We start from the raw sequence: 23,801 nt of genomic DNA, 5'->3' as shown, positions 1-23,801 counted from the left end.
TGAGTCTGAGCGAACAGCTCAGCTCTTGTGCCTGGTCGATTGGACAGTAATGTCACTTTTGATTTGGCAGAGACCCCCGGGAGCCAGCCATGGAATCCTTTGTCCACCCTGGGCCGCGGCGGCCTCACCGAGCGGATGGTCGAATGACACCTATCGGGCCGCTGGACGGCATCCGGGTGCTCGAACTCGGCACCTTGATCGCCGGTCCGTTCGCCGGCCGACTGCTCGGCGATATGGGCGCCGACGTCATCAAGATCGAACCGCCTGGCGCTCCGGACCCGCTGCGCACCTGGGGCCAGGCCGAAGTCGACGGACACCACTTCTTCTGGACGGTGCACGCCCGCAACAAGCGCGCCGTCACGCTCGACCTGCGCCGGCCACGCGGCCGGGAGCTGTTCCTTGAACTCGTCGACGAATCCGACATCATCGTGGAGAACTTCCGCCCGGGCACGCTGGAGAAATGGAACCTCGGCTACGACGTGCTCAGCGAACGCAACCCGGGCATCGTCCTGGTTCGGGTGTCCGGCTACGGGCAAACCGGACCCGAATCCCACAAGGCCGGTTACGCCTCCATGGCCGAGGCCGCCAGCGGCCTGCGCCACCTCAACGGATTCCCGGGCGGGCCGCCGCCCCGCCTCTCGGTGTCGCTGGGCGACAGCCTCGCGGGCATGTTCGCCGCCCAGGGCGCTCTGGCCGCGCTGTACCGCCGCGGGATCACCGGGCAAGGCCAGGTGGTTGACGTGGCGCTCACTGAAGCCTGCTTGGCGGTCCAGGACTCCACGATCCCGGACTACGACATCGCCGGCGTGGTGCGCGGCCCGTCCGGCACCCGGTTGGAGGGCATCGCGCCCTCCAACATCTACCGCAGTGCCGACGGCCACTGGGTGGTGATCGCAGCCAACCAGGACAGCGTCTTTGCCCGCCTGTGTCAAGCGATGGGCCGCCCAGAGCTGGCCACCGACGAGCGGTTCGCCAACCACCGCGCACGCGGCCGCAACCAGGACGAACTCGACGAGATCATCGGTGATTGGGCCGCGCAACGCAAACCCGGCGAGATCATTGAAACCCTGTCCGCCGCTGGGGTGATCGCCGGGCCAATCAACACGGTTGCCGACGTCGTCATGGATCCTCAGCTGCGGGCCCGCGGGATGTTGGTCGATCACTACGACGAACGCATCGAGCGCAACGTGTTGGGTCCGGGAGTGGTGCCGGTGCTGTCCGAATCACCAGGCGCCGTACGAAATTCCGGGCCCGCGCGGCCGGGACAACACAATGACGACGTCTATATCGGGCTGCTGGGCAAGACGGCCGTGGAACTTGCCGAGCTACGCGCCGAGGGGGTCCTATGAGCGAGCACGTCGACATCCGCGAGGTTTCACTACGCGACGGACTACAGATCGAGAAGCCAATTCCATTGTCGGCCAAGCTGGAACTGCTCGGCGCAGTTGCGGCCACCGGTGTGCGCGAGGTGGAGGCGACGGCATTCGTGTCGCCGTCGAAGGTGCCGTCGATGGCCGACGCCGCTGAACTCGCCGCCGAGTTGTACAACTACCCCGACATCGAATTCTCCGCGCTGGTAGCCAGTCCCAATGGCGCCAAGCGGGCCATCGCCGCCGGACTGCGCGCTATCGAATACGTGGTGGCGGCCGACGACTCATTCAGCACCGCCAACGTCGGGCGCACCAGCGCCGAGGCCATCGCCCTGATCGGCGACATTGTTACCATCGCGCACGATAGCGACGTCACCGTCGAGGTCATCGTCGCCACCGCATGGGACTCCCCGTTCCAAGGGCCTACCCCGCCGCAGCGGGTCCTCGACATCGCCGCGGCCGCCCGCGACCAGGGTGTCGATCGCTTCTCGATCGCCGACACCATCGGCACCGCAACCCCCGGACGGGTGACTTCATTGATCGCACGACTACGTCCGGTGATTGGCGACCTTCCGCTGGGCGGACACTTCCACAACACCCGCGGCGCCGGACTGGCCAGCGCCTACGCGGCCGTCAACTCCGGCGTCACCCGGTTGGACGCCTCGGTCGGCGGGCTCGGTGGCTGTCCATTCGCACCGGGCGCCACCGGCAATATCGCTACCGAGGACCTGGTGTACCTGTTGACCGACAGCGGCTTCAATGTCGACGTCGACCTGCAGGCCGCCATCGCCGCTGCTGGCGTCGCGAAATCGGTTGTCGGACACGACTTGCCGAGCGCCATGTTACGCGCGGGAGATCGGATCAGAAACGGCGCATAAGGAGATCATCATGGACTTCTCTCTCCCACAACACCTTCCGGGCCTGCTAGCGGAGATGGACGAGTTCATTGAGGCCGAGATCAAACCGCTCGAGCGCGAACACATCCAGTACTTCGACCATCGCCGAGAACATGCCCGCACCGACTGGGACAACGGCGGCATACCACGGCGCGAGTGGGAGGATCTGCTCGACGAAATGCGCAGGCGCGCCGATAAGGCGGGCTGGCTGCGTTACGGTCTGCCGGCACAGTTCGGCGGCCGGAGCGGCACCAATATCGACATGGCCGTCATCCGGGAGCACCTGGCGCACAAAGGACTCGGCCTACACAACGACCTTCAGAACGAGTCATCGATCGTCGGCAACTTCCCTCAGGTCATCATGATGGACCGGTTCGGCACCGACGCACAGAAGCGGGAATGGACCGAGGCGCTCATCACCGGCGAGCGGTCCATGGCGTTCGGGCTGACCGAGCCCAACCACGGATCGGATGCCACTTGGCTGCAGACCCGCGCCGAGAAAGACGGCGACGGCTGGGTCATCAACGGCGCCAAGCGGTTCAACACCGGCGTGCATCGCGCCACGCATGACCTGGTGTTCGCCCGCACCTCGGGTGAGCCAGGCCAGGCGCAGGGCATCACCGCGTTCCTGGTCCCGACCGACACCCCCGGCTTCAACGTGCCGTACTACTGGTGGACGTTCAACATGCCGACCGACCACGGCGAGGTCGAACTCAACAACGTTCGAGTACCCGACGACGCGGTGCTCGGCGAGGTTGACCGTGGTCTCGAGGTCGGCCAGACCTTCCTGCACGAGAACAGGATTCGCCAGGCCGCCAGCAGCTTGGGCGCCGCGCAGTACTGCATTGACCGTGCCGTCGCCTACGCCAGCGAACGCACAGTCTTCGGCAAGCCGCTGTCGGTGAACCAGGCCGTACAGTGGCCGCTGGTCGAGCTGCAGACCGAGGCGCAGATGGTGCGGCTCCTGGTGTACTACGCCGCGGAGCACCTGGACCGCAACCACCACATGGAAGTGTCCGACAAGGTGTCGATGGCGAACTATCGAGCCAATAGGCTGGTGTGCGAGGCGGCCGACCGCGCCATGCAAGTGTTCGGCGGCGTCGGCTACAGCCGTCACGAACCGTTCGAGCACATCTACCGCCATCACCGCCGTTACCGAATCACCGAGGGCGCCGAGGAAATTCAGATCCGCCGAGTGGCGCAGCGGCTGTTTAAGTTTGGCAAACGGTGACCCTGCAGGAGAGCTTGCCGGCGGTACTGCGGCCGGTACTCGGCGAGGTGGCCGTCGAGAACCTGCGCGCGCTCACCGGCGGAGCCAGCCGCAGCACGTGGGCGTTCGACGCCGTAACAAGCGCCGGACCCAGACCTCTGGTCCTGCGCATCGGGCCCCCCGATGACGTGCACGCCGGGATGGAACTGGAAGCCCGGATCCAGACCGCAGCCGCGTCGGCCGGGGCACCCGTCCCTTACGTCCTGACCGCCACCGATTCCCCTGCGGCGCTGGGTAATCCGTTTCTGATATGCGAAGAGGTCAAGGGCCAGACCATTGTCCGGCGCATACAGCGTCAACTCGACGAACCGGGCCGGGCACGGCTGCTTCGGCAATGCGCTCAGGCGATTGCGGCCATTCACCGGGCCGATTCGAGTGACCCTAGCCTGGCTCGCGAAGACCCGGTGGTGCAGTCACGCGAGCGGCTCGATGCTATGGGCGACACCACCGCCACCTTCGAATGGGCGTTCCGCTGGCTCGCGGCCCACCGGCCGGCGTCGTCACCCCTAGTTCTGGTGCACGGGGATTACCGGATGGGAAACCTGATCGTCGACGGATCCGACCTTGCCGCAGTTCTGGATTGGGAGCTGGTACATGTCGGCGAGGCATACGAGGACCTGGCCTGGTTCTGCGTGCGCGCCTGGCGGTTCGGTGCGCCCGCCAGCCGCGGCGCCGGCGGCCTAGGCAGCATCGACAGCTTTCTGCGGGCCTACGAGGAGGCCAGCGGGGTGGGCGTCGATCGCGAGGCGTTTCGCTGGTGGCGGGTGCTGGCCACGCTGCGCTGGGGAATCATCTGCCGGTACCAGGCCGAGCGTCACCTCACCGGACAGGTGCGTTCGGTGGAGTTGGCGACGATCGGGCGCCGGGTTTGCGAGAACGAGTGGGATCTGCTCAAGCTGCTCGAGGACATGCCATGACCAATCGCTACGGCCGCCCGACGACAGCCGAACTGGTGGCCGCGGTGGCCGAATTTCTGGAAAGCGATGTCCGGCAGGCCACCAGCGGGCAGGTCAACTTCCACGCGCGGGTCGCGGCCAACGCCTTGCGCATCGTCGAACGCGAGCTGCTCGCCCCTGACCACACCACCGCACTCCTGGGGTTTCCCGACGAAGCCGCACTCGCCGTCGCGATCCGGGCCGGCGAGTTGGATGGGCGCGCCGACGAGGTCATCGCCTGTCTGCGCACACTGGTACGGCATCGGTTGGCGGTTGCCCACCCCGGATACGACAACGAATAGGAGCCAGTCACATGCCCGCTACCACTGCCGAGACCATCGCCGAGGTGGCGGATCGGCTGTTCACGGCCATCGAGAACGGCGACGTGGCGGCGGTGGATCGACTGTGGAGCGACGACATCGCCGTGTGGCGGGTCGGCGCCCGCCGGGACAACGACAAGGCCCGGGCGCTCCGGGTGATCGATTGGTTCATCTCGGCCACCACCGAGCGTCGCTACGAGGTTCTGGACCGACAGATCTTCGGCGACGCAGAAACCGGGTTCGTCCAGCAGCACGTGCTGCGTGCGACCGGCCGGGACGCCCAGTCGATCTCGCTGCGGGTGTGCATCGTGATCAAGCTGGACGAAGATGGACTGATCAACCGGATTGACGAATACTTCGACCCGGCCGGGCTCGCTCCCCTGCTCGAACCCCGATGAGGCGACGATGACGACACTGGAAACCCTGCTCACCGATCCCGACGCCGCCGGCGCATGGAATCTCGTCCCAGATCGCTCGGCGATCACATTCAGGATCAAGAACATGTGGGGCCTGCTGAACGTCAACGGCAGGTTCACCGATTTCAGCGGCTCCGGCCAGCTCACCGAGAAAGGCGAGGTAACCGGGCGAATCGACATCAACGTTGCGTCGTTGCGCACCGGCATCGGCCGTCGCGACAAGCACCTGCTCTCCGCCGACTTCTTCGACGCCGAGCGATTCCCGCAGATCGTCGTCGTCGTCACCGCCCTGCGCCCCACCACCGGCGGAGCCGCTGACCTGCGGGCCAGCTTCACCATCAAAGGCAAGACGGTACCCGTGCCACTGCCCGTGACGGTCACCGAGCTCGATGACAACTCGGTGCAGATCTCGGGAGAAGCCAAGGTCGTTCGATCCCCGTTTGGGGTCGACTGGAACCGATTCGGCATGATCGCCGAAACCGCGGCGGTCGCTGCGGACGCGATCTTTGTTCGGGCGCCGAGGTAGCTGTCGCTCGCTCACTCGTCGCCGGCGACGTCGTGCCGCACCACGCGCAGCGTGCCGTGCGGCATGCACGCAGCGTATCCGTGGTACTTGCCGTACAGCTCCCACGCGGTGACGTGCTCGTCTGAGCGCACGTCGATCCGGTGACCGTCGGAGAATTCTAGGTGGAGGTCTCCGGTGTCGTTCCATCGAACACCTGTGCACATCGCCCCGGCGAAATCGAACAGGGGACGCTCTTGGTCGGCCGGATTGTTCGGGTCGATAGCAACCACCTCCGCGGGCGCGCTTTCGATTACCGGCAGGGTCAGCAGTATCGGTACCGAGATGACGAGTTCGTTGTAATCCTCGAAATTGAGCACCAGACCGTCGCGGAACATGATCCGCTGTACCGCACAGCCCTCGAGCCACTGCTCGATCGTTTTCTGTTCGGTCATATATTCCACTCTGGCCTCCTGGCCCCTATATGTCACGTGCACAACCGCCGCGCGCCTGGCCGCAGGTCGATACCAGTACCATCTGCACCGTGCCCGACTCCAATGACGACCTTCGGATCCTCGTCTACAGCGACAACGTACAAACCCGCGAACAGGTGATACGGGCATTGGGCAAGCGGCTACACCCGGATCTGCCGGAGCTGAGCTACGTCGAAGTGGCGACCGGTCCGATGGTGATACGGCAGATGGACAACGGCGGTATCGACTTGGCGATCCTCGACGGGGAGGCCACGCCGACCGGAGGCATGGGAATCGCCAAACAGCTCAAGGATGAACTCGAGGCGTGCCCACCGATCCTGGTACTCACGGGGCGTCCCGACGACGCCTGGCTGGCCAGTTGGTCACGAGCCGAGGCCGCGGTGCCACATCCGGTCGACCCCATCGTGCTGGGCCGCACGGTCCTGGGGCTGCTGCGCGCGCCCACCCACTAGCGACTAGTTCAGCCGCCTCGCACTTGCAGGCGCGGGGCATCTTCCGTGACCCGAGGCCGCAACTCCCCTTTGGCCGCTTCCGGCCTTAACGGCGCCACCGTTTCCGCTGCCTCCGTCGAATTCTCCGGAGCTTCCGCATCCTGCGGTGTGGCCGCCCGCAGTGTCGACTCCGGAATTCCAGAAACGGTTGCCTGTGTTGCGCGCGTTACCGAGGACGGAGCTGCCTTCGCGGCGGCGTCCGGCATCGCAGTTGGCAATACACCGATTTGCGGCAGCGATGTTTCGGCTTCTGGAGTTTCAGCAGCCGGTGCTTCCGGTGCCGGTGCGGCGGGGCCGGCATTTTCAGTTCCCGGCTTCGGGTCACCAGCCACCGCCGGTTTATCGCTGATCAACCCGGCACTGGCACTATTGCTGCCGGCCATCATCGCGCTGCCGGCTATCATCGCGGCCGGAACGAAGCCGACCCCGGGATTAACCGACCCCGCATAGGACCCGGTAGCGGCGCCCATAGTCGGGCTAGTGGTGCTGGTAGCGTTCGCAGTACCAACGGTTGGATCGCCAATGCTGGCGCCGTCGACGCCGTATGTCCCCGCTGCACTGCCGACGTTGCCGGCAACGTAGCCGCCGCTGACGTTAGCGGTGCCCACACCACCAGACCCGGAGCTACCATCACCAACGCCCGCGCTGCCGCTGCCTGCGCTGCCGGCGCCTGCGTTGCCGGTGCCCACGCCGGCGATGCCCGTGTTACCACCGCCAACGCCGCCGCCGGCAACACCAGCGCCCAGACCGGGAAGGCCCTTGAGCACACCCGCCCACGGCATCATCTGCTGGGCCACCGCCGACGCCCCGGAGTAGTACCCGGCCATGGCGGCCACGTCCGCGGCCCACATCTCCTCGTACATGCTCTCGGCAGCCGCGATCAACCCCGCGTTCTGGCCGAACAAATTCGTCATCACCAGTTGCACGAATGCGTTGCGGTTGGCCTCTATCGCACCCGGATGGATGGTGGCCGCCTGGGCTGCCTCGAAAATGCTGGCCACGGTGCGCGCCTGTCCCGCCGCTCCGGCAGACTGAGCCGCCGCTGCGGCAAGCCACCCGGCGTACGGAGCCGCCGCAGCGGCCATCGCCGCCGCCGCTGCACCCTGCCACGCCTGTCCGGCCAACCCTGCCGTCACTGAGGCAAACGAATTCGCCGCAGCCCCCAATTCTTCGGCAAGCCCCTCCCAAGCCGCCGCCGCCTGCAACATGGGCGCAGTGCCTGCGCCGATGAACATTCGCAACGAATTGATCTCCGGTGGCAGCGTAAAAAAACTCACAGCTCAGTCCTTCCAGATCAGCTGCCGCACCCCACTGACCTCGCGATTACGATGCGATTACCCGATGAGACCTGAGAGTAACAACGATCGCTCCGTCCGTCGGCCGGTTCGCCCGACATCCATATAATCCCGCCGCTAGTCCTCCCGCAATGCCAAAATGTGCATCTTTAACTCGCCTCATAAGTATCGCTGCTTTTCGCCAAGGTGAGTTAACCGCTCCGCACCTGGACCCCGGCCATGTGCTCCGGCCGTCGCGCGACTATGTTGAAGGTCACTGTGACGGCCCCCAAGCCCGGTCCGTCACGGCAGCCCAGCCACCGCCTGGCCGCCGTGCTGGCGGCCCGTACGACGGATCATGGAGCGAGTTGAACGTCTACATACCCATCTTGGTGCTGGCGGCACTCGCCGCAGCCTTTGCCGTGGTCTCGGTCGTGATCGCCAGCCTGGTCGGCCCATCCCGCTTCAACCGGTCAAAGTTGGCGGCCTACGAGTGCGGGATCGAACCCACCGACACTGGGGCCAGAACCGGGGCCGCAGTCCCCGGCGCCGCCGCCGGTCAACGCTTCCCGATCAAGTACTACCTGACCGCGATGTTGTTCATCGTCTTCGACATCGAGATCGTGTTCCTCTACCCCTGGGCGGTCAGCTACGACTCGCTGGGGACCTTCGCGCTTGTCGAGATGCTGGTGTTCATGCTCACGGTGTTCGTGGCCTACGCCTATGTGTGGCGCCGCGGGGGCCTGACGTGGGATTGAGGCCTGAGATGGGATTGAGGTAGCGGCGTGGGACTCGAAGAACAGCTGCCCGGCGGGATCCTGCTATCGACAGTCGAGAAGGTGGCGGGCTACGTCCGCAAGAACTCGCTGTGGCCGGCGACGTTCGGGTTAGCCTGCTGCGCAATCGAGATGATGGCGACCGCCGGGCCGAGGTTCGACATAGCCCGGTTCGGAATGGAGCGGTTCTCGGCGACGCCGCGGCAGGCCGATCTGATGATCGTGGCGGGGCGGGTCAGCCAGAAGATGGCGCCGGTGCTGCGCCAGATCTACGACCAGATGGCCGAGCCGAAATGGGTTCTGGCCATGGGCGTGTGCGCGTCCTCGGGCGGGATGTTCAACAACTACGCGATCGTGCAGGGCGTGGACCACGTCGTTCCGGTCGATATTTACCTGCCGGGCTGCCCGCCGCGGCCGGAGATGTTGTTGTACGCAATCCTCAAGCTGCACGAGAAGATTCAGGAAATGCCGTTGGGAGTCAACCGGGAGCGCGCCATCGCCGAGGCCGAGGAGGCGGCGTTGTTGGCCCGGCCCACGATCGAGATGCGTGGATTACTGCGATGAGCTCGCCAGACCAGGACCCGCAGGAAGCAATGGCGCGCCCCGGTGAGGAAGTCGTCGACGTGCGCCGCGGCATGTTCGGGGTAACGGGCACCGGCGACACCTCCGGGTATGGGCGGCTGGTGCGCGAGATCACGCTCCCGGGTAGCAGCCCGCGACCCTACGGCGGCTACTTCGACGACGTCGCCGACCGGTTGGCCGAGGCTTTGCAGCGCGAGGGCGTCGAATTCGACGACGCGATCGAGAAAGTCGTGGTTGACCGCGACGAACTCACCCTGTACGTCAAGCGGGACCTGCTGCCGCAGGTTGCTCAGCGTCTTCGCGACGAGCCCGAATTGCGCTTCGAACTCTGCCTTGGTGTCAACGGCGTGCATTACCCGCACGAGACCGGCCGGGAATTGCACGCCGTGTACCCGCTGCAGTCGATCACCCATAATCGCCGGCTGCGGCTGGAAGTGGCTGCGCCGGACAGTGATCCGCATATCCCGTCGCTGTTCGGGGTCTATCCGACCAACGACTGGCATGAGCGCGAGACCTACGACTTCTTCGGGATCATCTTCGACGGCCATCCGTCATTGACCCGGATCGAGATGCCCGATGACTGGCACGGGCATCCGCAGCGCAAGGACTATCCTCTCGGCGGCATCCCAGTCGAATACAAGGGCGCGCAGATACCTCCGCCCGACGAGCGGAGGGGCTACAACTGATGACAGACGTCGAAACTGTCCTGGTCGCCGGCGGGCAGGACTGGGACAAGATCGTCGACGCCGCGCGAGCCGCGGACCCCGGTGAACGCATCGTGGTAAACATGGGACCGCAGCACCCATCCACCCACGGAGTGTTGCGTCTGATCCTCGAGATCGAAGGCGAAACGGTGGTCGAGGTGCGCTGCGGAATCGGCTACCTGCACACTGGGATCGAGAAGAACCTCGAGTACCGTTACTGGACCCAGGGCGTCACTTTCGTGACCCGAATGGATTACCTGTCACCGTTTTTCAACGAGACCGCGTTCTGCCTGGGTGTGGAAAAGCTGCTGGGCATCACCGATCAGATTCCGGAGCGGGTCAACGTCATACGGGTGATGATGATGGAGCTCAACCGGATCTCCTCGCATCTGGTCGCATTGGCGACGGGCGGCATGGAGCTGGGCGCCATGACTCCGATGTTCGTCGGCTTCCGGGCGCGTGAAATTGTCCTCACCTTGTTCGAAAAGATCACCGGGCTCCGGATGAACAGCGCCTACATTCGGCCGGGTGGCGTGGCTCAGGACCTACCACCCAACGCGACCGACGACATCGCCGACGCGCTCAAGCAGTTGCGGCAACCACTGCGCGAGATGGGCGACCTGCTCAACGAAAACGCCATTTGGAAGGCTCGCACCGAGGGCATCGGCTACCTGGACCTCACCGGCTGCATGGCGCTGGGCATCACCGGCCCGATACTGCGCGCCACCGGGTTACCGCATGACCTGCGCAAGAGCGAACCCTACTGCGGATACGAGAACTACGAATTCGACGTGATCACCGACGACCGTTGTGATGCCTACGGGCGCTACATCATTCGCGTCCAAGAGATGTGGGAATCATTGAAGATCGTGGAGCAATGTCTGGACAAGTTGCGGCCGGGCCCAACCATGATTGAGGATCGCAAGCTCGCCTGGCCGGCCGATCTGTACGTGGGGCCCGACGGGATGGGCAACTCACCGGAACACATCGCCAAAATCATGGGCAGCTCGATGGAGGCGTTGATTCACCACTTCAAGCTGGTGACCGAGGGCATTCGCGTTCCGGCGGGCCAGGTTTACGTCGCTGTGGAGTCACCGCGCGGCGAGCTCGGCGTGCATATGGTCAGCGACGGCGGTACCCGCCCCTACCGGGTGCACTACCGCGATCCGTCGTTCACCAACCTGCAGTCGGTCGCGGCGATGTGCGAGGGCGGGATGGTCGCCGACCTCATCACCGCCGTCGCCAGCATCGACCCCGTGATGGGCGGAGTCGATCGATGACGGGGCCTCAAGGCGAACCGGTGTTCCTCCGGCTGGGACCGCCGCCCGAAGAGCCCAATCAGTTTGTGGTTGAAGGCGCCCCGCAGTCCTACCCACCGGAGGTACGGGCGCGCCTGGAGGTCGACGCCAAGGAGATCATCGGCCGCTACCCCAACAAGCGTTCGGCGCTGTTGCCGCTGCTGCACCTGGTGCAAGGCGAGGACTCCTACCTGACGCCGGCGGGTTTGGAGTTCTGCTCAGAGCAGCTGGAATTGACCGGGGCAGAGGTGTCGGCGGTGGCAAGCTTCTACACCATGTATCGCCGCGGGCCCACCGGGGACTATCTGGTGGGCGTCTGCACCAACACGCTGTGCGCCGTCATGGGCGGCGACGCCATATTCGACGCCCTCAAAGACCATCTCGGCGTCGGCAACGACGAGACCACCTCCGACGGCAAGGTCACCCTGCAACACATCGAATGCAACGCCGCCTGCGATTACGCACCGGTGGTGATGGTCAACTGGGAATTCTTCGACAACCAGACGGTCGAATCGGCACGCGAACTCGTCGACTCGCTACGGTCGGGCACGCCGAAGGCGCCCACCCGCGGCGCGCCGCTGTGCGCCTTCCGAGAGACGTCGCGCATCCTGGCGGGCATGCCCGACCAGCGACCCGATGACGGACAGGGCGGCGCCGGCGCGGCCACATTGGCCGGACTTCGGGTGGCACAGGAGAACGGCATGCAAGCGCCGTCAGGACCGGAAGGTCAGTGATGACTGCCCAGGCAACACCATTGACGCCAGTGATCAGCCGCTACTGGGACGACCCCGAGTCCTGGTCGCTGGCAACCTACCAACGACATGACGGCTATCAGGCCTTGCAAAAGGCCCTAGCAATGGAGCCCGACGACGTTATCGGCATGGTCAAGGACTCTGGACTGCGCGGGCGCGGGGGTGCGGGCTTCGCGACCGGCACGAAATGGTCGTTCATCCCGCAGGGCGACTCCGGACCAGCAGCCAAGCCGCACTACCTCGTTGTCAACGCCGACGAGTCCGAACCCGGTACGTGCAAAGACATTCCGCTGATGCTGGCGACACCGCACGTACTGGTTGAGGGCGTGATCATCGCCGCCTACGCGATCCGGGCCAATCACGCGTTCATCTACGTGCGCGGTGAAGTGCTCCCGGTATTGCGCCGGCTGCAGAACGCGGTGGCCGAGGCGTACGCCGCTGGCTACCTGGGCCGCAATATCAACGGCTCAGGCTTCGATCTGGATCTGGTGGTGCATGCCGGGGCCGGCGCCTATATCTGCGGCGAGGAGACCGCGCTACTGGATTCGCTGGAAGGCCGGCGTGGCCAGCCGCGGCTACGACCGCCCTTCCCCGCCGTCGCCGGGCTGTACGGCTGCCCCACCGTGATCAACAACGTCGAAACCATCGCCAGCGTCCCTTCGATCATTCTCAACGGCGTCGACTGGTTCCGGTCGATGGGCAGTGAGAAGTCGCCTGGCTTCACGCTGTACTCGTTGTCCGGGCATGTCACCCGCCCAGGCCAGTACGAGGCCCCGCTGGGCATTACGTTGCGAGAGTTGCTTGAGTACGCCGGCGGAGTGCGAGCCGGGCACCAGCTCAAGTTCTGGACGCCCGGCGGTTCGTCCACACCGCTTCTCACCGACGAGCATCTCGACGTCCCGTTGGATTACGAAGGCGTCGGCGCAGCCGGCTCGATGCTGGGGACCAAGGCGCTGGAAATCTTCGACGAGACAACCTGTGTGGTGCGCGCGGTGCGCCGCTGGACCGAGTTCTATAAGCACGAATCGTGCGGGAAATGCACGCCGTGCCGGGAGGGCACGTTCTGGCTGGACAAGATCTACGAGCGCCTGGAGACCGGTCGGGGCACCCACGAAGACATCGACAAACTGTCGGACATTTCCGACTCCATCTTGGGAAAGTCGTTCTGCGCCTTGGGCGATGGCGCTGCCAGCCCGGTGATGTCGTCGATCCAGCACTTCCGTGACGAGTACCTGGCTCACGTCGAGACCGGCGGGTGCCCATTCGACCCTAAAGACTCCATGCTGACGCCGAACGGAGTGAATGCGTGACCCAAACTGCCGACGCCGAAAACCGGGTGGCCCAACCCGAAATGGTGACGCTGACCATCGACGGTGTCGAAATCAGCGTTCCCAAGGGCACTTTGGTAATTCGCGCGGCCGAGCTGATGGGCATCCAGATTCCCAGGTTCTGTGACCACCCGCTGCTCGACCCGGTTGGCGCCTGCCGGCAATGCCTCGTCGAGGTTGAGGGCCAACGCAAGCCGCTGGCGTCATGCACCACCGTGGCCACCGACGACATGGTGGTGCGCACCCAACTCACCTCCGAGGCCGCGAACAAGGCCCAGCACGGCGTGATGGAGCTGCTGCTGATCAACCACCCGCTGGACTGCCCGATGTGCGACAAGGGCGGTGAATGCCCGTTGCAAAACCAGGCAATGTCCAACGGACGCGCCGATTCTCGCTTCACCGACGTCAAGCGCACCTTCGCCAAGCCGATCAACATCTCCTCGCAGGTCCTGTTGGATCGCGAGCGCTGCATCCTATGTGCGCGCTGCACGCGGTTCTCCGACCAGATCGCCGGGGATCCGTTCATCGACATGCAGGAGCGCGGCGCGCTGCAGCAGGTCGGCATATACGCCAACCAGCCGTTCGAGTCCTATTTCTCTGGCAATACAGTGCAGATCTGTCCGGTAGGAGCGCTGACCGGAACCGCCTACCGGTTCCGCGCCCGCCCGTTCGACCTGGTTTCCAGCCCAAGCGTATGTGAGCATTGCGCGGGCGGTTGCGCCGAGCGCACCGACCACCGCCGCGGCAAGGTGCTGCGCAGGCTTGCCGGTGACGACCCGGAAGTCAACGAGGAATGGAACTGCGACAAGGGCCGGTGGGCGTTTACCTACGCGACCCTGCCGGACGTAATCACCACTCCCCTGATCCGGGACGCCTCGGGCGAGCTGGTGCCCGCATCCTGGTCGCACGCGATGGTGGCGGCGGCGCAGGGACTCGAGGCCGCCCGCGGAAGCACGGGTGTGCTGGTCGGGGGCCGGGTGACCTGGGAGGACGCCTACGCCTACGCCAAGTTCGCCCGAATCGTTCTGGATACCAACGACATTGACTTCCGCGCTCGTCCGCACTCGGCCGAAGAGACCGACTTCCTGGCGGCCCGCATCGCCGGTCGCCCGGTCACTGTTAGCTATTCCGACCTGGAATCGGCCCCGGTGGTGCTGCTAATCGCCTTCGAACCCGAAGACGAGGCGCCGGTCGTTTTCCTGCGATTGCGCAAGGCGGCCCGCAAGCATGGTGTGCCCATCTACGCCGTCGCGCCGTTCGCGACTCGCTCGTTGCGGAAGATGTTCGGCCGGCTGCTGAAAACCGTTCCCGGACAAGAGCCTTCGACGCTCGATGGGCTGGCTACCGGTGAACTAGGCGACCTGCTGAGCACACCGGGGGCGGTCATCATGGTCGGGGAACGCCTGGCTACCGTGCCCGGCGGATTGTCCGCCGCGGCGCGGCTGGCCGACGCCACCGGGGCGCGGTTGGCCTGGGTGCCGCGGCGGGCCGGAGAACGCGGCGCGTTGGAAGCCGGCGCACTGCCCACGCTGCTGCCCGGTGGCCGTCCACTGACCGACGAGTCCGCGCGGTCGCAGGTCAGCGCCGCGTGGCATGTCAGCGAATTGCCCACCGCGCCTGGACGCGACGCCGACGGCATCCTGGCCGCCGCCACCGATGGGACGCTGGGCGCGCTGCTGGTCGGCGGTATCGAACCCGCCGACTTCGCAGACCCGGACGCGGTACTCGCCGCGCTGGACGCCGCCGGCTTCGTGGTCAGCCTCGAACTGCGGCACAGCGAGGTCACCGAACGCGCCGACGTGGTGTTCCCGGTCGCCCCGACGACCCAGAAGGCCGGCGCCTTCGTCAACTGGGAGGGCCGCTACCGCGGCTTCCAACCCGCCCTGCCTGCCAGCGCCCAGCCTGATCACCGGGTGCTTGACGCGCTGGCCGACGAGATGGGCGTGTATCTCGGTTTGTCTACCGTCGAGGCGGCCCGCAACGAGTTATCCGCCCTAGGCCCCTGGGACGGCAAGCACGCCCACACCCCGAATGTCGCGCCCATCAAGCCCGCGCAGCCAGGGGCGGGTGAGGCCATATTGACCGGCTGGCGGATGCTGCTCGACCGCGGCAGGCTGCAGGACGGCGAACCACATCTGGCCGGAACGGCACGTAAACCCGTGGTTCGACTGTCGCCGGATACGGCCGCAGAGATCGGCGCCGCAGAGGGTGAGCCGGTCACCGTCAGCACGCCGCGCGGCTCAATCACCTTGCCGCTCACCGTCACCGACCTGCCCGACCGGGTGGTGTGGCTCCCGCTGAACTCGGAAGGTTCCGCGGTGCACCGGGAACTGGGCGTCACCATCGGCGCCACTGTAAAGATCGGGGTGACCAAATGATCCGTTGCGGCGAGCGTGCGTGTCTGTACGCCGACACGCCGGCACTGACGTACATATGCGCACCCTCGCGCGATGGGGCGGCGGCATGACAGGCTTCGGACACGACGTCTGGTGGCTCGTGGGGGCCAAGGCGATCGCCATCTTTGTATTCCTGATGCTGACGGTGCTGGTGGCGATCCTGGCCGAACGCAAGCTGCTGGGCCGCATGCAGCTGCGGCCCGGCCCCAACCGGGTAGGTCCGAAAGGCGCTCTGCAGAGCCTGGCCGACGGGATCAAACTGGCGCTCAAAGAAAGCATCACTCCCGGCGGCATCGATCGCTTCGTTTACTTTGTGGCGCCGATCATTTCGGTGATTCCCGCGTTTACGGCGTTCGCGTTCATCCCGTTTGGTCCGGAGGTGTCGGTATTCGGCCACCGGACACCGTTGCAGCTGACCGACCTGCCGGTCGCGGTGCTGTTCATCCTGGGGCTGTCGGCGGTCGGGGTGTACGGGATCGTGCTGGGCGGGTGGGCGTCCGGTTCCACCTACCCGCTGCTGGGCGGCGTGCGCTCGACCGCGCAGGTTATCTCCTACGAGGTTGCGATGGGGTTGTCATTCGCGACCGTGTTCCTCTACGCCGGCAGCATGTCGACGTCGCAGATCGTGACCGCACAGGACCGCGTCTGGTACATCTTCCTGTTGCTGCCGTCGTTCGTGACCTACCTCATCTCCATGGTGGGCGAAACCAACCGCGCGCCCTTCGACTTGCCCGAAGCCGAGGGTGAACTGGTCGCGGGTTTCCACACCGAGTACTCGTCGCTGAAGTTCGCGATGTTCATGCTCGCCGAGTACGTCAACATGACAACGGTTTCGGCGCTGGCCGCGACCATGTTCCTCGGCGGTTGGCACGCCCCGTGGCCGCTGAACATGTGGCCGGCCGCCAACACCGGCTGGTGGCCGCTGATCTGGTTCACCGCCAAGGTATGGGGCTTCCTGTTCATCTATTTCTGGCTGCGGGCCTCGCTGCCCCGGCTGCGCTACGACCAGTTCATGGCGCTGGGCTGGAAGTTGCTGATCCCGGTTTCGCTGATCTGGATCATGATCGCGGCCGTCATCCGCTCCATGCGCAACCAGGGCTACCCCTATTGGACCCCGGTGTTGGTGATCAGCAGCCTTGTCGTCGCGGCGGTCCTGGTGCTGTCGCTGCGGAAACCGTTCAGCGTTCCCGGCGCTCGCGCGCTGGCCCGGCAGCGCCGTAAGCATCCCGAGGCCAGCCTTGAATTTCCGGAACCGGCATTTCCGACACCGCCGCTGCCGACACAACCAGTCGCTGCGAGCAAGGAGAAAGCACGTGCCTAAATTCCTAGACGCCGTAGCAGGATTCGGCGTGACCTTCGGCTCGATGTTCAAAAAGACAGTCACCGAGGAGTATCCGGAGAAGCCGGGTCCGGTGGCGCCGCGCTACCACGGCCGGCATCAACTCAACCGGTATCCCGACGGGCTGGAGAAATGCATCGGCTGCGAATTGTGCGCTTGGGCCTGCCCGGCCGACGCGATCTATGTCGAGGGCGCGGATAACACCGAAGAGCAACGGTTTTCGCCCGGGGAACGATACGGCCGGGTGTACCAGATCAACTATCTGCGGTGCATCGGTTGCGGTCTGTGCATCGAGGCCTGCCCCACCCGTGCGCTGACCATGACCAACGACTACGAGATGGCCGACGACAACCGCGCCGACCTGATCTACGAGAAGGACCGGCTGCTGGCCCCGCTGCTGCCCGAGATGACCCCGCCGCCGCATCCGAGGGCGCCGGGCGCCACCGATAAGGACTACTACCAGGGCAACGTGACCGCAGATGGCTTGCGCGAGAGCCAAACAGCCGGAGGCCCTCGGTGATAGCGGTACTGGCCTCGGACACCCTCGTTCGCACCTCCACCGGAGAAGCGGTGACATTCTGGGTGCTGGGTGCGCTGGCCGTCATCGGCGCACTGGGCGTGGTGTTGGCCGTCAATGCCGTGTACTCGGCGATGTTTCTGGCCATGACGATGATCATCCTGGCGGTGTTCTACATGGTCCAGGACGCACTGTTTCTGGGAGTGGTTCAAGTCGTCGTGTACACCGGCGCGGTGATGATGTTGTTCCTGTTCGTGCTGATGCTCATCGGTGTGGACTCGGCGGAATCGCTGAAGGAGACGTTGCGCGGCCAGCGGATCGCCGGGGTGGTGACCGGTGTCGGGTTCGGCGTGTTGCTGATCGCCGCCATAGGCAACGTGGCGACCGGAAGTTTCGCGGGATTGACCGCTGCCAATGCCAACGGCAACGTCGAAGGGTTGGCGGCGCTGATCTTCTCCCGCTATCTGTGGGCGTTCGAGTTGACCAGCGCGCTGCTGATCACCGCCGCCGTCGGAGCGATGGTGCTGGCACACCGGGAGCGTTTCGAGCGCCGCAAGACCCAGCGGGAGCTCTCCCAGGAACGTTTCCGTCCCGGCGGTCACCCCACCCCGCTGCCCGGCCCGGGTGTCTATGCGCGTCACAACGCGGTCGACGTGGCCGCGCTGCTCCCCGACGGCTCCTATTCGGAACGATCGGTCTCCCGGATACTGCGGACCCGCGGTGCGGACGGCCTCGAGACGCCCTCCCCCGAAGCCGTGAAGGGCGGTGCCCCATCATGAATCCTGCGAACTACCTTTACCTTTCGGTGCTGCTGTTCACCATCGGGGCCGCGGGTGTGCTGTTGCGGCGCAACGCGATCGTGATGTTCATGTGTGTCGAGCTGATGCTCAATGCCGTCAACTTGGCATTCGTCACCTTCGCACGAATGCACGGCCATCTCGACGGACAGATGATCGCGTTCTTCACGATGGTGGTTGCCGCCTGCGAAGTGGTCGTCGGCCTGGCCATCATCATGACGATTTTCCGTGCCCGCAAATCGGCGTCGGTGGACGACGCGAATCTACTCAAAGGCTAAGAACGCCAAGATGACTCACTACACCTGGCTGCTGGTGGCGCTGCCATTAGCGGGTGCCGCAATCTTGCTATTCGGCGGCAGACGCACCAACGCGTGGGGGCATTGGCTGGGCTGTGCGGCAGCCTTGGCGCCGTTCGGGGTGGGCGCGACGCTGCTCGCAGACCTGCTCAACCGGGGCACGGACGACCGGGTGATCCATCAGACGGTGTTCACCTGGATTCCCGTCGGCGGCCTGCAGATCGACTTCGGGTTGCAGATCGACCAGCTGTCCATGTGCTTTGTGCTGCTGATCACCGGGGTCGGGTCGCTGATACACATTTATTCGGTCTCCTACATGGCCGAAGACCCGGACCGCCGAAGATTTTTCGGCTATCTCAATCTGTTTCTGGCCTCGATGCTGCTGCTGGTTGTCGCCGACAACTACCTGCTGCTCTATGTCGGTTGGGAAGGCGTCGGCCTGGCGTCCTACCTGCTGATCGGTTTCTGGTACCACAAGCCGTCGGCGGCCACGGCGGCCAAGAAGGCATTCGTGATGAACCGGGTCGGGGACGCCGGACTGGCGCTGGGCACGTTTTTGATGTTCAGCACCTTCGGCACGCTCTCATTCGCCGGAGTGTTCGCCGGCGCCCCGGCGGCCAGCCGGGGGGCGTTGACCGCGATGGGGTTGCTGCTGCTGCTGGGCGCCTGCGCCAAGTCCGCCCAGGTTCCGCTGCAGGCCTGGCTGGGTGACGCGATGGAGGGCCCCACCCCGGTGTCCGCATTGATTCATGCCGCCACCATGGTGACCGCGGGCGTGTATCTGATCGTGCGGTCCAACCCGCTGTACAACCTGGCCCCCGACGCGCAACTGGGCGTGGTCGTCGTCGGTGCCGTCACATTGTTGCTCGGGGCCTTCATCGGCTGCGCGAAAGACGACATCAAACGCGCTCTGGCAGCCTCGACAATGAGCCAGATCGGCTATATGGTGCTCGCCGCCGGCTTGGGCCCCGCCGGCTATGCGTTTGCGATCATGCACCTGCTCACCCACGGTTTCTTCAAGGCCGGCCTGTTCCTCGGGTCCGGGGCGGTGATCCACGCAATGCATGGCGAGCAGGACATGCGCCGCTACGGCGGCCTGCGCGCCGCCGTGCCCGTCACCTTCGTCACCTTTGGGCTGGGATATCTGGCGATCATTGGTGTGCCGCCGTTCGCGGGCTTCTTCTCCAAGGACGCCATCATCGAGGCTGCACTGGGGGCCGGCGGCGGCCGGGGCTACGTCCTTGGCGGCGCCGCGCTGCTCGGTGCGGGCATCACCGCTTTCTACATGACGCGGGTGATGCTGATGACCTTCTTCGGCCAGAAGCGTTGGGCGCCGGACGCCCATCCGCATGAGGCGCCGGCGCTGATGACGTGGCCGATGATTCTGCTGGCTATCGGCTCGGTCTTCTCCGGCGGCCTGTTCGCGATCGGTGGGACTCTACAGCACTGGCTCGAGCCGGTTGTCGGAGCTCATGAAGAAACCGCCCATGCCCTGCCGGCCTGGGCCAGCACCACCCTGGCGCTATCCGTCGTCGCGATCGGCATCGCGGTCGCCTACCGGATGTATGGCACGGCACCCGTCCCGAGAGTGGCGCCCGTCCAGGTGTCGGTGTTGACCACCGCCGCACGTGCCGACGCCTATGGCGATGCCTTCAACGAGGAGGTGTTCATGCGCCCTGGCGCGGAACTGACCAAGGCCGTGGTCGCGGTCGACGACGCGGGTGTGGACGGCTCGGTCAACGCGCTGGCGGCGCTGGTGGGTCGGACGTCAAATCGACTGCGGCGAATGCAAACTGGCTTCGCCCGCAACTACGCGTTGTCAATGCTGGCCGGCGCCGTGCTGGTGGCCGCGGTGCTCCTGGCGGTGAACCTGTGGTGAACCACCTCGGATGGCTGACCGTCCTGTGGCTGGTGCCGTTGGCGGGTTCCGTGCTCATCATCCTGTTGCCCCCTGGACTGCGTCAGCTCGCCAAGTGGACCGGCCTGCTGGTCAGCGTGCTGACCCTGGCGGTGGCAATCAAAATCACCGTCGGCTTCAAACCCGGCGGCGATACTTACCAATTCCTCGAAAATCATTCGTGGATACCGGCTTTCGGTGCCCGCTACACGCTCGGTGTGGACGGCATCGCGGTGGTGCTGGTGATACTGACCGCGCTGCTAGTTCCGCTGCTGCTGGTCGCCGGCTGGAATGATGGTGGCGAACGCACCCGCGGCGTGCACGCGTACGTCGCCTTGACGCTGGCCATCGAATCGATGGTGTTGATCTCGGTGATCGCGCTGGACGTGCTGCTGTTCTATGTGTTCTTCGAAGCAATGCTCATCCCGATGTACTTCCTCATCGGCGGCTTCGGCCAGGGTCCGGGGCGCTCGCGCGCCGCGGTGAAGTTCTTGCTGTACAACCTGTTCGGTGGGCTCATCATGTTGGCGGCGGTCATCGGGCTGTACGTGGTCACCGCTCAGCACGGTTCTGGCACCTTCGACTTTCGTGAAATCGTCGCCGGCGTGACCTCCGGCCGCTACGCCGGTGTGGATCCCGCGGTGTTCAAGGCGCTGTTCGGCGGCTTCATGTTCGCGTTCGCCATCAAGGCACCGCTGTGGCCGTTCCACCGCTGGCTGCCGGACGCCGCGGTCGAGTCCACACCCGCGAGCGCGGTGCTGATGATGGCGATCATGGACAAGGTCGGTACCTTCGGCATGCTGCGCTACTGCCTGCAGCTATTTCCCGACGCCTCAACATATTTCCGTCCGCTGATCGTGACATTGGCGATCGTCGGCGTGATCTACGGCGCGGTCGTGGCGATCGGCCAGACCGACATGATGCGCCTGATCGCCTATACCTCGATCTCACACTTCGGCTTCATCATCGCGGGCATCTTCGTGATGACCAGCCAGGGGCAGAGCGGCTCGACTCTGTACATGCTCAACCACGGCCTGTCCACGGCGGCGGTGTTCCTGATTGCGGGCTTCTTGATCGCTCGCCGCGGTAGCCGCTCGATCGCTGACTACGGCGGCGTGCAGAAGGTGGCGCCAATTATGGCGGGCACATTCATGGTGTCGGCCATGGCCACCCTATCGTTGCCAGGCCTGGCTCCGTTCATCAGCGAATTCCTGGTTCTGCTGGGCACTTTCAACCGCTACTGGTTGGCTGCGGCCTTCGGCGTCAGTGCGCTGGTCCTCTCGGCCATCTACATGCTGTGGCTCTACCAGCGCGTGATGACGGGGCCGGTGGCCACCGGCAACGAAAAAATCGGCGACCTCAGGCCGCGTGAAATGGTCGTCGTGGCACCTCTGATCGCATTGCTGCTGGTGCTCGGGATCTATCCCAAGCCGGTGCTCGATGTCATCAACCCGGCGGTCGAGAACACTATGACCACCATCGGCCAGCATGATCCCGCGCCCAATGTGCCAATGACGGGCGGCGCACCCCGCACAGCCGAAGGACCGCACCAATGACCCTGCCCAGTCCCAGCATCGAGTACTTCCTGCTGTGCCCGATGCTCATCGTCTTTGCCGTCGCGGTGGCCGGTGTGCTGGTCGAGGCGTTCCTGCCGCGCCGGTTCCGCTACGGCGCGCAGGTGATATTGGCCCTCGGCGGGTTGGTCGCAGCCCTGGTCGCGGTCATCGTGGTGGCCAGGTCGATTCCGGCGTCCGGTCGTCGCACCGTGCTCGGCGCAGTGGCGGTCGATCAACCCACGCTGTTCCTGCAAGGCACCGTGGTGCTGGTCGCGGTCTTGGCGGTGATCTTCATCGCCGAGCGCCGCCAGGTTGCTTCGACGAGCAAGATCGCCGTGGGGGCTGGGCGGCTCAGGGGGCTGGATTCCTTTACGCCGCAAGCCTCGGCGGTTCCCGACAGCGACGCCGAGCGCGAGGCGGAACGCGCGGGTGCCGCCCAGACGGAGCTCTTCCCGCTGGCGCTGCTCTCCGTGGGCGGCATGATGGTGTTCCCCGCGTCCAACGACCTGCTGACGATGTTCGTCGCCCTGGAAGTTCTGTCGCTGCCGCTGTACCTGATGTGCGGGCTGGCCCGGCACCGCCGTCTGCTGTCGCAGGAAGCCGCGATGAAGTACTTCCTGCTGGGTGCGTTCTCGTCGGCCTTCTTCCTCTACGGTGTCGCCTTGCTCTACGGCGCGACCGGCACGCTGACCCTGTCCGGAATCCGGAATTCACTCGCGGCACACACCGACACCTCAATGGCGTTGGCCGGCGTCGCGCTGCTGTCGGTCGGCCTGCTGTTCAAGGTCGGTGCGGTGCCGTTCCATTCTTGGATTCCCGACGTGTATCAGGGCGCGCCGACCCCGATCACCGGCTTCATGGCGGCGGCCACCAAAGTCGCGGCATTCGGCGCGCTGCTTCGCGTCGTCTATGTCGCGCTACCGCCGCTTCATGAGCAATGGCGCCCGGTGCTGTGGGGGATTTCGATCCTGACCATGGCGGTTGGCACCATCACCGCCGTGAACCAGACCGACGTCAAACGGATGCTGGCGTATTCGTCGGTCGCTCACGTCGGCTTCATACTCACCGGCGTGATCGCCGACAGCCCCGCGGGCCTCTCCGCGACCTTGTTCTACTTGGTCGCCTACAGCTTCAGTACGGTAGGCGCCTTCGCCATCGTGAGTTTGATTCGTAAACCCGACGGCTCAGACGGTTCAGAAGACGCAAACCTGTCGCACTGGGCAGGGCTTGGTCAGCGCTCACCGATTGTGGGCGTGATGTTTTCGATGTTTTTGCTGGCTTTCGCCGGCATCCCGCTGACGAGTGGATTCGTCAGCAAGTTCGCGGTGTTCAAGGCCGCCGCGCAGGGCGGCGCGGTGCCGCTGGTGATCATTGGAGTGATCTCCAGTGGAGTGGCCGCGTACTTCTACGTCCGGGTGATCGTGCTGATGTTCTTCACCGAGGGATCTGACGACACACCACAAGTAGTGGCGCCCGGCGTGCTCAGTAAGGCCGCCATCGCGCTATGCGCGGCGGTCACCCTGATCCTGGGAATCGTGCCGCAACCAGTGCTCGATCTGGCCGAGCACGCCGCCCAGCTGGTGCACTGAATCGGC

The 23,801-nt window shown here is 65.2% G+C and carries 24 protein-coding genes; 22 read left to right on the top strand and 2 right to left on the bottom strand.

All coding sequences use genetic code 11. From position 1 onward, the window contains the following. Window positions 1-143 precede the first annotated feature (143 nt). From AADZ78_RS07110 to AADZ78_RS07080, 7 genes are read left to right on the top strand one after another with little or no spacing between them, the layout of a single operon-like run. The gene (locus tag AADZ78_RS07110) at window positions 144-1,349 is read left to right on the top strand and encodes a CaiB/BaiF CoA transferase family protein (RefSeq protein ID WP_085249779.1); all 1,206 of its coding nucleotides are present in this window, start codon (window positions 144-146) and stop codon (window positions 1,347-1,349) included. Then, window positions 1,346-2,248 (top strand): hydroxymethylglutaryl-CoA lyase, encoded by a 903-nt coding sequence (locus tag AADZ78_RS07105; protein WP_085249778.1) that lies wholly within the window; start codon window positions 1,346-1,348, stop codon window positions 2,246-2,248. The genes AADZ78_RS07110 and AADZ78_RS07105 overlap by 4 nt, the downstream gene beginning before the upstream one ends. Window positions 2,249-2,258: 10 nt before the next feature. Next, complete coding sequence (locus tag AADZ78_RS07100) at window positions 2,259-3,497, top strand: acyl-CoA dehydrogenase family protein (RefSeq protein ID WP_085249777.1); 1,239 nt, start codon at window positions 2,259-2,261, stop codon at window positions 3,495-3,497. Next, a complete protein-coding gene (locus AADZ78_RS07095) occupies window positions 3,494-4,453 on the top strand; it encodes a phosphotransferase family protein (protein WP_085249776.1) in 960 nt (319 codons plus the stop codon). Before AADZ78_RS07100 ends, AADZ78_RS07095 begins: the two co-directional genes overlap by 4 nt. Continuing rightward, the gene (locus tag AADZ78_RS07090) at window positions 4,450-4,773 is read left to right on the top strand and encodes a DUF6285 domain-containing protein (RefSeq protein ID WP_085249775.1); all 324 of its coding nucleotides are present in this window, start codon (window positions 4,450-4,452) and stop codon (window positions 4,771-4,773) included. Before AADZ78_RS07095 ends, AADZ78_RS07090 begins: the two co-directional genes overlap by 4 nt. An 11-nt stretch (window positions 4,774-4,784) precedes the next feature. Continuing rightward, window positions 4,785-5,189: a nuclear transport factor 2 family protein gene (locus tag AADZ78_RS07085; protein WP_085249774.1), complete on the top strand. Its 405-nt coding sequence runs from the start codon at window positions 4,785-4,787 to the stop codon at window positions 5,187-5,189. A 7-nt stretch (window positions 5,190-5,196) separates the two neighbouring features. Beyond that, window positions 5,197-5,733 (top strand): YceI family protein, encoded by a 537-nt coding sequence (locus AADZ78_RS07080; RefSeq protein WP_085249773.1) that lies wholly within the window; start codon window positions 5,197-5,199, stop codon window positions 5,731-5,733. An 11-nt stretch (window positions 5,734-5,744) separates the two neighbouring features. Here the strand turns inward: AADZ78_RS07080 and AADZ78_RS07075 are convergent, their stop codons facing one another. Continuing rightward, window positions 5,745-6,164, bottom strand: a complete 420-nt coding sequence (locus AADZ78_RS07075; RefSeq protein ID WP_085249811.1) for a DUF6188 family protein — start codon at window positions 6,162-6,164, stop codon at window positions 5,745-5,747. An 89-nt stretch (window positions 6,165-6,253) separates the two neighbouring features. Between AADZ78_RS07075 and AADZ78_RS07070 the strand changes: the two genes are divergently transcribed. Next, window positions 6,254-6,655 carry a response regulator transcription factor gene (locus tag AADZ78_RS07070; RefSeq protein WP_139828603.1) on the top strand — a complete coding sequence of 134 codons (402 nt, stop codon included), beginning with the start codon at window positions 6,254-6,256 and terminating at the stop codon, window positions 6,653-6,655. Between the two features lie 8 nt (window positions 6,656-6,663). Here the strand turns inward: AADZ78_RS07070 and AADZ78_RS07065 are convergent, their stop codons facing one another. After that, entirely contained in the window at window positions 6,664-7,971 is a 1,308-nt protein-coding gene (locus tag AADZ78_RS07065) for a PPE family protein (RefSeq protein WP_085249771.1), read from the bottom strand. A 365-nt stretch (window positions 7,972-8,336) separates the two neighbouring features. Between AADZ78_RS07065 and AADZ78_RS07060 the strand changes: the two genes are divergently transcribed. The 14 genes from AADZ78_RS07060 (at window position 8,337) to nuoN (ending at window position 23,795) form a co-directional block, all read left to right on the top strand. Further along, window positions 8,337-8,726, top strand: coding sequence for an NADH-quinone oxidoreductase subunit A (locus tag AADZ78_RS07060; protein WP_085249770.1), 390 nt, complete (start codon window positions 8,337-8,339; stop codon window positions 8,724-8,726). 27 nt (window positions 8,727-8,753) lie between these two features. Beyond that, window positions 8,754-9,308, top strand: coding sequence for a NuoB/complex I 20 kDa subunit family protein (locus AADZ78_RS07055; protein WP_085249769.1), 555 nt, complete (start codon window positions 8,754-8,756; stop codon window positions 9,306-9,308). Then, entirely contained in the window at window positions 9,305-10,012 is a 708-nt protein-coding gene (locus AADZ78_RS07050; RefSeq protein WP_085249768.1) for an NADH-quinone oxidoreductase subunit C, read from the top strand. Before AADZ78_RS07055 ends, AADZ78_RS07050 begins: the two co-directional genes overlap by 4 nt. Beyond that, window positions 10,012-11,310, top strand: coding sequence for an NADH dehydrogenase (quinone) subunit D (gene nuoD, locus AADZ78_RS07045; RefSeq protein ID WP_085249767.1), 1,299 nt, complete (start codon window positions 10,012-10,014; stop codon window positions 11,308-11,310). The genes AADZ78_RS07050 and nuoD overlap by 1 nt, the downstream gene beginning before the upstream one ends. Continuing rightward, window positions 11,307-12,062, top strand: a complete 756-nt coding sequence (gene nuoE, locus AADZ78_RS07040) for an NADH-quinone oxidoreductase subunit NuoE (protein ID WP_085249766.1) — start codon at window positions 11,307-11,309, stop codon at window positions 12,060-12,062. Before nuoD ends, nuoE begins: the two co-directional genes overlap by 4 nt. Next, window positions 12,062-13,390, top strand: coding sequence for an NADH-quinone oxidoreductase subunit NuoF (nuoF, locus tag AADZ78_RS07035; RefSeq protein ID WP_085249765.1), 1,329 nt, complete (start codon window positions 12,062-12,064; stop codon window positions 13,388-13,390). The genes nuoE and nuoF overlap by 1 nt, the downstream gene beginning before the upstream one ends. Then, window positions 13,387-15,786 (top strand): NADH-quinone oxidoreductase subunit G, encoded by a 2,400-nt coding sequence (locus AADZ78_RS07030; protein ID WP_085249764.1) that lies wholly within the window; start codon window positions 13,387-13,389, stop codon window positions 15,784-15,786. Before nuoF ends, AADZ78_RS07030 begins: the two co-directional genes overlap by 4 nt. 85 nt (window positions 15,787-15,871) lie before the next feature. Next, on the top strand, window positions 15,872-17,125 hold the full coding sequence (nuoH, locus tag AADZ78_RS07025) for an NADH-quinone oxidoreductase subunit NuoH (protein ID WP_085249810.1): 1,254 nt from the start codon (window positions 15,872-15,874) through the stop codon (window positions 17,123-17,125). Next, window positions 17,118-17,663: an NADH-quinone oxidoreductase subunit NuoI gene (gene nuoI, locus AADZ78_RS07020; protein WP_085249763.1), complete on the top strand. Its 546-nt coding sequence runs from the start codon at window positions 17,118-17,120 to the stop codon at window positions 17,661-17,663. Before nuoH ends, nuoI begins: the two co-directional genes overlap by 8 nt. Beyond that, complete coding sequence (locus tag AADZ78_RS07015) at window positions 17,660-18,439, top strand: NADH-quinone oxidoreductase subunit J (protein WP_085249762.1); 780 nt, start codon at window positions 17,660-17,662, stop codon at window positions 18,437-18,439. Before nuoI ends, AADZ78_RS07015 begins: the two co-directional genes overlap by 4 nt. Then, complete coding sequence (nuoK, locus tag AADZ78_RS07010; protein ID WP_085249761.1) at window positions 18,436-18,735, top strand: NADH-quinone oxidoreductase subunit NuoK; 300 nt, start codon at window positions 18,436-18,438, stop codon at window positions 18,733-18,735. The genes AADZ78_RS07015 and nuoK overlap by 4 nt, the downstream gene beginning before the upstream one ends. Window positions 18,736-18,745: 10 nt before the next feature. Continuing rightward, a complete protein-coding gene (nuoL, locus tag AADZ78_RS07005; protein ID WP_085249760.1) occupies window positions 18,746-20,632 on the top strand; it encodes an NADH-quinone oxidoreductase subunit L in 1,887 nt (628 codons plus the stop codon). Further along, on the top strand, window positions 20,629-22,206 hold the full coding sequence (locus AADZ78_RS07000) for an NADH-quinone oxidoreductase subunit M (protein ID WP_169726259.1): 1,578 nt from the start codon (window positions 20,629-20,631) through the stop codon (window positions 22,204-22,206). Before nuoL ends, AADZ78_RS07000 begins: the two co-directional genes overlap by 4 nt. Continuing rightward, window positions 22,203-23,795: an NADH-quinone oxidoreductase subunit NuoN gene (gene nuoN / locus AADZ78_RS06995; RefSeq protein WP_085249758.1), complete on the top strand. Its 1,593-nt coding sequence runs from the start codon at window positions 22,203-22,205 to the stop codon at window positions 23,793-23,795. The genes AADZ78_RS07000 and nuoN overlap by 4 nt, the downstream gene beginning before the upstream one ends. The last annotated feature ends 6 nt before the right edge of the window (window positions 23,796-23,801 follow it).

Source organism: Mycobacterium riyadhense (assembly GCF_963853645.1).
Lineage (GTDB): Bacteria > Actinomycetota > Actinomycetes > Mycobacteriales > Mycobacteriaceae > Mycobacterium > Mycobacterium riyadhense.
The sequence above is the reverse complement of the archived record's forward strand: the minus strand, read 5'-3'. Positions and strand labels throughout refer to the sequence as shown.